This window comes from Microbacterium sp., from assembly GCF_032084865.1.
Classification (GTDB): domain Bacteria; phylum Actinomycetota; class Actinomycetes; order Actinomycetales; family Microbacteriaceae; genus Microbacterium.
The window spans coordinates 30,305-34,921 of record NZ_DAMDLU010000010.1 but is presented as its reverse complement, the minus strand read 5'-3'; the positions used below and the strand labels follow the sequence as shown (position 1 = coordinate 34,921).

7 protein-coding genes are annotated in these 4,617 nt (G+C 69.0%); 4 read left to right on the top strand and 3 right to left on the bottom strand.

The features are described 5' to 3' along the window. The coding region (locus RT309_RS02345) for a hypothetical protein (protein WP_313354972.1) at positions 1 to 456 on the top strand (456 nt) is incomplete at its 5' end. A 74-nt stretch (positions 457 to 530) separates the two neighbouring features. Further along, positions 531 to 1,031, top strand: a complete 501-nt coding sequence (locus RT309_RS02340) for a hypothetical protein (protein ID WP_313354970.1) — start codon at positions 531 to 533, stop codon at positions 1,029 to 1,031. A gap of 85 nt (positions 1,032 to 1,116) precedes the next feature. Here RT309_RS02340 and fbaA read toward each other — a convergent pair whose 3' ends face one another. Further along, entirely contained in the window at positions 1,117 to 2,145 is a 1,029-nt protein-coding gene (gene fbaA, locus RT309_RS02335) for a class II fructose-bisphosphate aldolase (protein WP_313354968.1), read from the bottom strand. Positions 2,146 to 2,327: 182 nt separating this feature from the next. On the opposite strand from fbaA, the gene glpX reads away from it, so the two are divergent. Both glpX and RT309_RS02325 read left to right on the top strand, forming a co-directional pair. Beyond that, positions 2,328 to 3,314 (top strand): class II fructose-bisphosphatase, encoded by a 987-nt coding sequence (gene glpX, locus RT309_RS02330; protein ID WP_313354967.1) that lies wholly within the window; start codon positions 2,328 to 2,330, stop codon positions 3,312 to 3,314. Between the two features lie 106 nt (positions 3,315 to 3,420). Beyond that, positions 3,421 to 3,699 (top strand): hypothetical protein, encoded by a 279-nt coding sequence (locus tag RT309_RS02325; protein ID WP_313354966.1) that lies wholly within the window; start codon positions 3,421 to 3,423, stop codon positions 3,697 to 3,699. Positions 3,700 to 3,724: 25 nt separating this feature from the next. On the opposite strand, the gene RT309_RS02320 is transcribed toward RT309_RS02325, so the two are convergent. After that, a complete protein-coding gene (locus tag RT309_RS02320; protein ID WP_313354964.1) occupies positions 3,725 to 4,108 on the bottom strand; it encodes an ankyrin repeat domain-containing protein in 384 nt (127 codons plus the stop codon). A gap of 27 nt (positions 4,109 to 4,135) precedes the next feature. Further along, the coding region (locus tag RT309_RS02315; RefSeq protein ID WP_313354962.1) for an exonuclease domain-containing protein at positions 4,136 to 4,617 on the bottom strand (482 nt) is incomplete at its 5' end.

Sequence of the window (4,617 nt, the reverse complement as noted above, 5' to 3'; positions counted from 1 at the left end):
GACGCCGGCCCCGTGCGCGTGCTGGCCGCCGCGCGGGCGCGGCGTCGCACGCGGCGGCGCATCGGCGCGTGGGCTGCGGGGATCTCCGCCGCCGTCGTCGTGGCGACGGTCGTCTCGGTGTCTGCGCTGTCGCCGCGTCCGGCCGAGGCGATCGCGCTGGAGCCGGTGGACGGTGCTCCGGTGACCGCATCGGTCGCGATGAGCACGGTGCCGTGGGGCACGAAGCTCGACGTGGAGTGCGAGTACGACGGCACCGCTCGCTACGGCGCGACGGGGGCGTACGCGCTCGCCGTGATCGGCGTCGACGGCCAGAGCGCGACGCTGTCGAACTGGACGGTGACGCCCGGCGCGACGGCGCGACTGTCGGCCGGAACCGCGCTGCGGAAAGACGACATCAGAGCCATCGAGATCCGCGACTCCGACGGACGCGTGATGGTGCGCCGCGAATTCGGGTGAACCGCGACCGCGCGCATCTCGTGTCATGGGAAGAGCCCCGGCGATCTCACCGGGGCAGACGAAAGGACCTGATCATGCGCAAGGCACTCGCCATCGGGGGCATCGCTCTCGCCCTGCTTCTGGCCGGATGCAGCAGTCCGGGCACCTCCGGGCCGGCGTCGGACGCCGGCGGCTCGGGATACAGCACTCCATCGAGCGAGGCGTCGGCACCCGCGGCATCCGGCACCGACCTGATGGTCGCCGACACATCGCTCGGCGAGGTCGTCGTCGACGACAAGGGCATGACGCTGTACATGTTCGACAACGACACACAGGGCGGTGACACGAGCGCCTGCACCGGCGCGTGCCTGCAGAACTGGCCGCCGCTGATCGCTGCGGGTGACACGCCGAAGGCCGACGGAGTCACCGGCGAGCTCGGCACGATCAAGACCGCCGACGGCAGGATGCAGGTGACGCTGAACGGCTGGCCGCTGTACTACTTCGCCGGCGACAGCGCCGCCGGCGACGTCAACGGCCAGGGCGTCAAGGACGTCTGGTGGGTGCTGAGCCCGGCAGGGGAGCGGATGGCCGGCTGAGACGAGAGAGGGATGCCCGGGACCTGAGGTCCGGGGCATCCCTCTCTGCCATGGGCGAAGGTCAGTTCTTGACCTGTGCCTGTGGTCAGCTCTTGGACTGGCCGTACGAGCCGAGCTGGCGGGTCGACTCGACGACGCGAGCGGCCATCGCCGATTCGGCGATCTTGCCCCAGGCGCGCGGGTCGTACTGCTTCTTGTTGCCGACCTCGCCGTCGACCTTGAGCACGCCGTCGTAGTTCTTGAACATGTAGTCGGCGATCGCACGCGTGTACGCGTACTGCGTGTCGGTGTCGATGTTCATCTTGATCACGCCGTTGGCGACCGCGAGGGCGATCTCGTCGTCGCTCGAGCCGGAGCCGCCGTGGAAGACGAGGTCGAGCGGCTTCGGACCCGTGTTGTACTTCGCGGCGACCTCGGCCTGGATCTCGCCGAGCAGCTCGGGGCGCAGCTTCACCCCGCCCGGCTTGTAGACGCCGTGCACGTTGCCGAAGGTGAGGGCGGCGATGTAGCGGCCCTGCTCGCCGAGGCCGAGGGCCTGGATCGCCTGGTCGACGTCGGCGAAGGTGGTGTAGAGGGCATCGTTCGAGCCCTCGTGGGCGACGCCGTCCTCCTCGCCGCCGACGACGCCGATCTCGACCTCGAGGATGGCGTTGATCGCCTTCATGCGGGGCAGAAGCTCCTTGGCGATCTCGATGTTCTCGTCGAGCGGCACAGCCGAGCCGTCCCACATGTGCGACTGGAAGATCGGATTGCGGCCCGCCTTCACCTCTTCCTCGGATGCTGCGATCAGCGGCTCGACGAAGCCGCCCAGGGCATCCTTCGGGCAGTGGTCGGTGTGCAGTGCGACGGTCACGGGGTAGTTCTTGGCGACCTCGGTCGCGTAGCGTGCGAAGGCGAGGGCGCCGGTCGCGCGGGCCTTGACGGTGTGGCCGGCGAAGTAGTCGGCCCCGCCGGTGGTCACCTGGATGATGCCGTCGGAGCCTGCCTCGGTGAGGCCCTGCAGCACGGAGTTGATCGTCTGCGAGCTCGAGACGTTGAAGGCGGGATACGCGAAGCCACCGGCCTTCGCGCGGTCGAGCATCTCTGCGTACTGTTCCGGAGTGGCGACGGGCATGAGTTCTCCTGCTTCTGTCGGTCGGGGTGCATGCTCACTTTAGCCCGCAGGGGGTCGGATTCCGGCGTCGTTACGCCCGCCCGGGCGCGTATCTTTATTACCTGGCAAGAACTGCGTTTTCTTCGCGTTCATATCGTGAAAACTCCTGATTTCCCTCTTCCCTCCTCACTAGGCTGACCGGCATGGTGAGCCTCACAGCAGATCTCAGCCCCCTCCGCCCCGACCGCAACCTCGCGATGGAACTCGTACGCGCGACGGAGGCGGCGGCCATCCGCGCGGTGCCGTTCATCGGCCGAGGTGCGAAGGAAGCCGCCGACGGTGCCGCGGTCGACGCGATGCGCGCCTTCCTCGGCACGGTCGACTTCCAAGGCCGCGTCGTCATCGGGGAGGGCGAGAAGGACAACGCCCCCATGCTGTTCAACGGCGAGGTCGTCGGCACGGGCCGAGGCCCCGAGTGCGACATCGCCGTCGACCCGATCGACGGCACGACGCTCACCGCGGAGGGGCGTCAGAACGCCCTCTCCGTGCTCGCGGTGTCCGACCGGGGCTCCATGCTCGACGCATCGACCGTGTTCTACATGGACAAGCTCGTCACCGGTCCTGCGGGGGTCGGCGTGGTCGACATCCGCAATCCCATCGGCGAGAACGTCCGTCGCCTTGCGCGAGCCCTGGGCAAGCCTGTCGACGAGCTCGTGGTCTCGGTGCTGAACCGCCCGCGCCACGAAAAGCTCATCGCCGAGATCCGGGAGGCCGGAGCCGGCACCCGCCTGATGAGCGACGGCGACGTCGCCGGCGGCATCAACGCCGCGCGCCACGACGCCCGCACCGACATGTGCGTCGGCGTCGGCGGCAGCCCCGAGGGCATCGTCACCGCATGCGCGATCAAGGCGCTCGGTGGTCATATCCAGGGCGTGCTGTGGCCGCGCGACGACGACGAGCGCCAGCGCGGAATCGACGCGGGGCTCGAGTTCGACAAGGTGTACGAGGCCGATGACCTCGTGCAGGGCAACAACACGATCTTCGTCGCCACCGGCGTCACCGACGGCCAGCTCGTGCGGGGCGTGCGCCGCGAGGGAAACTACCTCTACACCGAGAGCGTCGTGCTGCGCGGAGCGTCGGGCACGCTGCGCCGCATCGTGTCGGATCACCTCGTCTCGAAGTGGCTCTGACGCGAGCAGCAGACCTCGCATCCCGGCATTCCCAGCAGAGGCTGGCAGAATAGACGCGCACGGTGTGATCAGCGCGCCGTCATGGTCATGAAGAGGAGTGCTCGGGATGCCGTTGAACGAGACGTCTGCGAGCCCCGGCCGCGCCGCGCACATCACCACCCCGACCGGCCGCATCCTCCGGGTCACCGAGGAGCAGATCATGGCCGCTCAGCAGGCGAAGGCGGCCGTGCAGCCCGGATTCGATCCAGCTCGTCGTGCCGACGTTCTCTTCCGCGTGCGCCGCGAAGAGGGACACGAGCTGAGCTCGTGGTGGTTCATCGGCGCGTTCCTCGCGACCTCCAGCGTCGTCGTCGCGCTGCTGTCGTGGGTGCCGGGCGGCGCCTGAGACGCCGGCTGCCGTCTCGAATACCTCAGTAGGAATCGAGAACGGCGCGCATGTCGCCGAGACCGAACTGGTCGGCGATCTGCTTCGCGCTGTGCCCACCGGCATCCTGATCAGCGCCGGCATCGAGCAGCATCCGCAGCAGCGGCTCGTTGCGCCGGAACACGGCGCAGGAGACCGCGGTCTGGCCGTTCGCGTTGACGGCGTCGAGGTCGGCGTCGCGCGCGATCAGATCGGACACGGTCTCGAGGTGCTCGGCGTAGGCCGCGACGATCAGCAGCGTGTCCTGACGCGGATTGCGCACGTCGACGGGCACGCCCGCATCGATCATCTCGCCGAGGGGAGCGGTGCGGCCCTGACGGGCCAGGTCGAAAGTACCCTCGATGACTTCGAGGCTCAGTCCGTTGGTCACCTGACCATTGTGTCCGATGCCGCCGGGTCAGGCCACGGCGGGTTCGAGTTCGCAGACGAGCGGCGCCGACAGCGCCACGCCCAGAGCGGTGCCGAGAGCGGCGACATCGTGCACGGCTGCGCGGCCGGCAGCGTCGATGACGATCTGCGCGCAAGCTCGGGCGTCGGCCAGCGCATCGTGGTGCGCGAACTCGCCGAATCCGGCCGCGGCGGCGGCGAGCGGCAAGCGGTACGAATCGAGCGTGTAGGTCTTGCGCGCCACGGCGAGTGAGCACAGCGAGCGGTACGGGGGAGCGGCGAGCCCGGTGGCCTCGCACGCGCGGCGCAGCACGTTGAGGTCGAATCCGGCGTTGTGCGCGACGAGCACGTCGTCGCCGGCGAAGGCGCAGAGGCGGTCGAGCTGCTCGGCCCAGGTCGCGGCGCCGATGACGTCGTGCGGGTGGATGCCGTGGATCCGGATGTTCCACTCGTTGAACTGGTCGTGACCGACAGGCGGGCGGATCAGCCATC